The organism is Pseudomonas agronomica, from assembly GCF_025917275.1.
Taxonomy (GTDB): domain Bacteria; phylum Pseudomonadota; class Gammaproteobacteria; order Pseudomonadales; family Pseudomonadaceae; genus Aquipseudomonas; species Aquipseudomonas agronomica.
Map to the genome: position 1 here is coordinate 1 of NZ_JAOSHO010000384.1, position 4,914 is coordinate 4,914.

Consider the following 4,914-nt stretch of genomic DNA (forward strand, 5'->3'; position numbering starts at 1 on the left):
GCCGAGTTGTCCCAGGCCGTGGCCCGCCTGCAAGCCCAGCTCGATCAACTGCTCGGCGCCACGCCGGGCAATCTGCAACCGGCACTCGACTGGCTGACCGGCACCTTGCACCTGAACCTTGCCAGCGCCGAGCAGATCCTCGATTACCTGGCCCCGGCGCGCCTGGCCTTCGGCGCCCTGCCGTCCCAGGACACCTTGGTGATGGAACGGTTTTTCGACGAGTCCGGCGGCACGCAACTGATCATCCACACGCCCTTCGGCAGCCGCATCAACCGCGCCTGGGGCCTGGCCCTGCGCAAGCGTTTCTGCCGCACCTTCAACTTCGAATTGCAGGCCGCCGCCAGCGAGGACGCCATCGTGCTGTCGCTGTCCACCAGCCACAGCTTCGAACTGGACGAGGTCTGGCGCTACCTCAACAGCCAGAGCGCCGAGCAGATCCTGATTCAAGCGGTATTGGATGCGCCGCTGTTCGGCGTGCGCTGGCGCTGGAATGCCGGCGTGGCCCTGGCCTTGCCGCGCTACACCGGCGGGCGCAAAGTCGCGCCGCAGATCCAGCGCATGAAAAGCGAAGACTTGATCGCCAGCGTGTTCCCGGACCAGATCGCTTGCCTGGAAAACCTCGCCGGCGAGCGTGAGATTCCCGACCACCCACTGGTGGAACAGACCCTCGACGACTGCCTGCACGAAGCCATGGACAGCGAAGGCTGGCTGGCGCTGTTGCGGCGCATGGAAGCGGGCGAGGTTCGCCTGGTCAGCCGCGACCTGCCGGCGCCCTCGCCCTTGGCGGCAGAAATCCTCAGCGCCCGGCCTTATACCTTTCTCGACGACGCGCCGCTGGAGGAACGCCGCACCCAAGCGGTGATCAACCGACGCTGGAGTGATCCGCAATCCACCGACGACCTCGGCGCACTGGACGCCGAGGCCATCCAGGCCGTGCGGGAAGAGGCCTGGCCGACGCCGACCAATGTCGATGAAATCCATGAAGCGTTGATGAGCCTGGCCTGCATCGCCGACAGCGAAGCCCGTGCCGAGCCGTCTTGGCTGGACGGGCTCCGGACCCTGGCCGAGCGCGGTCGCGCCAGCCACATCCAAATCAGTGATGAGCGCGGCCTGTGGGTGCCGCTGGAACGGCTGACGTGCCTGCAGGCGATTTATCCACACGCCCAATGGCAGCCGCCGCTGGCACCGCTGCCGGGGTTCGATGAGCCGTGGGACTGCGACGAGGCCGTGGTGGAAGTGCTGCGCGCGCGGCTCAGTGCCTTTGGTCCGCAACCGTTGACCGCGATCGCCTACCCGCTAGGGCTGTCGCCGGCACAAGCGACCCAGGCCCTGGCCCGGCTCGAACAACAAGGGTATGTGCTGCGCGGTCGCTTCACCCCGGGCACCGCTCAAGAAGAGTGGTGCGAACGGCATCTGCTGGCGCGGATCCACCGCTACACGGTCAAGCGCTTGCGCCGGGAAATTGAGCCGGTGATGTTGCAGGACTTCATGCGTTTCCTGTTCGACTGGCAGCATCTGTCGCCGTCCAGCCAGGGCCGCGGCAACGCGGTGCTGCCGTCGATCATCGGCCAGTTCGAAGGCTACCCGGCCGCCGCCTCGGCCTGGGACAGCGACCTGCTGCCGGCGCGAATCAAGGATTATTCGCCGAGCTGGCTGGATGAACTGTGCCGCAGCGGCAAGTTCGTCTGGACGCGCCTGAGCGCCCGCCAGAAGTTGTCTGCCAGCGCCCTGCGCAGCACGCCGATCGTGTTGTTGCCGCGTACCCAGGTTGCGCTGTGGAGCAGCCTGGGCGAGCAGACGCCGGTCGGCGAACTGTCGCTCAAGACGCAAAAAGTCCATCAGGCCCTCAGTGAACATGGCGCGTTGTTTTTCGATGAATTGCTGCACGAGGCTCACCTGCTGCGCAGCGAACTGGAAATCGCCTTGCAGGAACTGGTCGGTGCCGGGCTCGTGAATGCCGACAGCTTCGCCGGGCTGCGGGCCTTGATCACCCCTGCCAGCAAACGCCAGGCCCGTAGCAGCCGGCGCGGACGCGGGGCGTTTGTCGGCGGCATGGACGATGCCGGGCGCTGGGCCTTATTACGCCGCAGTTCGCCCGCGCCAGAACCCGGCAACCGGCCCGCGCCCACACCGCCCGATACCCTGGAACACATCGCCATGACCCTGTTGCGCCGTTATGGCGTGGTGTTCTGGCGCCTGCTGGAGCGCGAGGCCGATTGGCTGCCGAGCTGGCGTGAATTGCTGCGCACGTTTCATCGTCTGGAGGCACGGGGAGAGATTCGAGGCGGGCGCTTTGTCAGCGGGCTGGCCGGCGAACAATTCGCCTTGCCCGAAGCCATCCCGCTGCTGCGCGAAGCCAGGCGTCGGCCCACCGATGGCAGCCTGGTGGTGGTGTGCGGGGTGGATCCGTTGAACCTCGCCGGCACGTTGCTGCCGGGGGCGAAAGTACCGGCGCTGGCAAGTAATCGACTGGTGTATCGGGATGGGCTGCCGGTGGCGGCGTTGGTTGCGGGCAAGCAGCAGCTATGGGTGGAGTTGGATGCTCAAGGGATGGCGGAGGTCAGGAGCAAGCTCATTCAGAAAGTTTGAGGGTGTCTGGGCGGGCCTCATCGCGAGCAAGCTCGCTCCCACAGTAGGTTTGTGGTGAATGGACAGCCCCCTGTGGGAGCGAGCTTGCTCGCGATGAGGCCATAAGCCTCACCACAAACCTGAAGTAATTATTGAGCTTGATCAGCCTGCTCGCCCCCTGCCTTCGGCTCCTCAACCAACCGCTTCGGCATCACCACCTGCTGTGGATAAGTCTGCGCGAAGTGCACCGACGGCTCGTTATCCACAAGCTTTTTCAATCGCTGGTTGAACGCCCGGCTCACCGCGTACTGCCCGCCCGAGACCGTGCGGAACTGGGCGGTGAGGACTACGCCGTTGAGGTCCATCTTGTCCACGCCGAACACATCCAGCGGCCCTTGCAGGTTGAACTTGAGGAACGGATCCTCGGCAATCGAATCCCCCGCTTCGCGGATCAATTCAATGGCACGGTCCACGTCGGAGTCGTAGGTGAACTGCACCGAGAAAAACGCAAAGGCGAACTGCCGGGATTGGTTGGTCACGGCCTTGATCTGCCCGAACGGCACCGAATGCACGAAGCCCTTGCCGTCGCGCAGGCGCAGGGTGCGGATGGTCAGGCCTTCGACAGTGCCGGCGTGGCCGGAGCTGAGCACCACCCAGTCGCCGATGGACAGCGTGTCCTCGATGATGATGAACAGCCCGGTGATCACGTCCTGCACCAGTTGCTGCGAACCGAAACCGATCGCCAGCCCGACCACGCCGGCACCGGCGAGCAATGGCGCGACGTTGATGCCGAGGTTGGCCATGGTGGTGATCGCGCAAATCACCACCAGGATGATCTTGGCCGCGTTGCGCAACAGCGGCAAGATGGTCTTGATCCGCGTGCTCGGCTGACGAGCGCCGCGCTTGTTGAGCGGTGGTTTCAGCGCCTCCTGGATCGCCGTGTCGAGCACCACCCACGTCAGCCAGGTCACCAGGAAGATCAGGCCGATGCGGCTCAGGGAATCGCTGATCGCCCGTCCCACGGCGTTGCGCGAGGCGAACTCGAACAAAGAGATTCCCCAGATCCGTCCGAGCACTTCGATGAATACCACGGCCATGACAATCCGCAACAAGGCGTGCAGCAAGCTCAACAGTCGCCCCTTGTAGGCGCTGTTGCGCTGGATGGCCTCGGCCCTGGGCGATTTGAAGATGTGCTGGAACACGGTGCTGAGGAACACCGTCGCGATCAGCAGGAGGGTGGTGAACAAGGCGCAACGCAGGGCCTTCTGGTTGTCTTCGCCGACGCCGATCAGGCTCACCGCCGAAACCAATACCATCAACAGGATCGGCCAATACCAGAGGCCGGAAAAGATCCGCAGGGATTCTTGCAAGGCCGGTTGCTTGAGACGCTGGGCCAGCGGCCGATTGCGGATCAGGTGGGCCACGGGCCGGCGCATGTGGATCACCAGCCAACCGAAGATCAGCGAAGCCAACAGGCCGGTGAACACCGCGACGCTGCTGGTGATATTGCCGCCCAGTTGGCGGGCGATCTGCGGGCTGGTCAGGGCATCGCTGAGGGCCGCCAGGAAGCCGATCAGGAACAACGGCCGTGGGCTGAAACGCCGGATGATCGTCACGGCACGGCGTTTATGGCCGGCGTTGAACATCACGATCACGCAGAGCAGCACCGAGGTGGAAACAATGCCGCTGCTGGTGGCGTAGGCGAAACACAGCGCGAGGGCGCGACCAACCGAGACTTGCAGGTAATGGCTGACGTAAAGGGTCAAGGGCAGGCAGGCCACGGCCGGCAAGGTGTACGGCAGCAGATAACCGAGCAGGTCCCGCACCCGCTGGCGAGTGAGTAGCCAGCGGCGCCGACCGAGACGTCGCACCAGCAAGCGCGCACCGGCCCAGAGCAGCGCGAAGGTCCCCAGCCACACGCCTGACAGCAACAGGAAATCGCCCGCTATCCGCCAGGACGAACGGGACGTCTGGTCCACCAGCCGATCCACCTCATCCGCCGCCCTATCCGCCCGCAGGCGCCAGGCGTCCACCAGGCTCTGGTCGAGGTCGAGCTTGTCCTGGACATCGTCGATGCTCGAACTGATCGCCCCCAACAGGCCGCCTTGCACCAGCGGTTCGGGTTCAGCCGGGGCTTCGGCGGGTTTGGAGGTGCCCGGCACAGCAGCGGTCCCGTAGGCGCAGGTGCCGGTCATGGCCAGCAACAACAGCAGCAATACAGTGCTCAATCGAGACAAAACGCGGGGCTCCTTCGCACAGGGGTCGGTAAGGAACTGATCAACAATGGGCCGGCAAGTTCGCTCGGAAGGCCAATACAAAACCCGTGGCGAGGGAGCTTGCTCCCGC

Annotated in this window: 2 protein-coding genes; one reads left to right on the top strand and one right to left on the bottom strand. The window is 64.8% G+C overall.

Features of this window, described 5'->3' with window-relative positions; genetic code table 11:
- Positions 1-2,589 (top strand): Lhr family helicase (locus tag OC610_RS21090; RefSeq protein WP_456300307.1); only part of this gene is annotated, 2,589 nt, incomplete at its 5' end.
- 128 nt (positions 2,590-2,717) lie between these two features.
- Here the strand turns inward: OC610_RS21090 and OC610_RS21095 are convergent.
- Positions 2,718-4,805 (bottom strand): mechanosensitive ion channel family protein, encoded by a 2,088-nt coding sequence (locus OC610_RS21095; RefSeq protein ID WP_264430468.1) that lies wholly within the window; start codon positions 4,803-4,805, stop codon positions 2,718-2,720.
- Between the last annotated feature and the right edge of the window lie 109 nt (positions 4,806-4,914).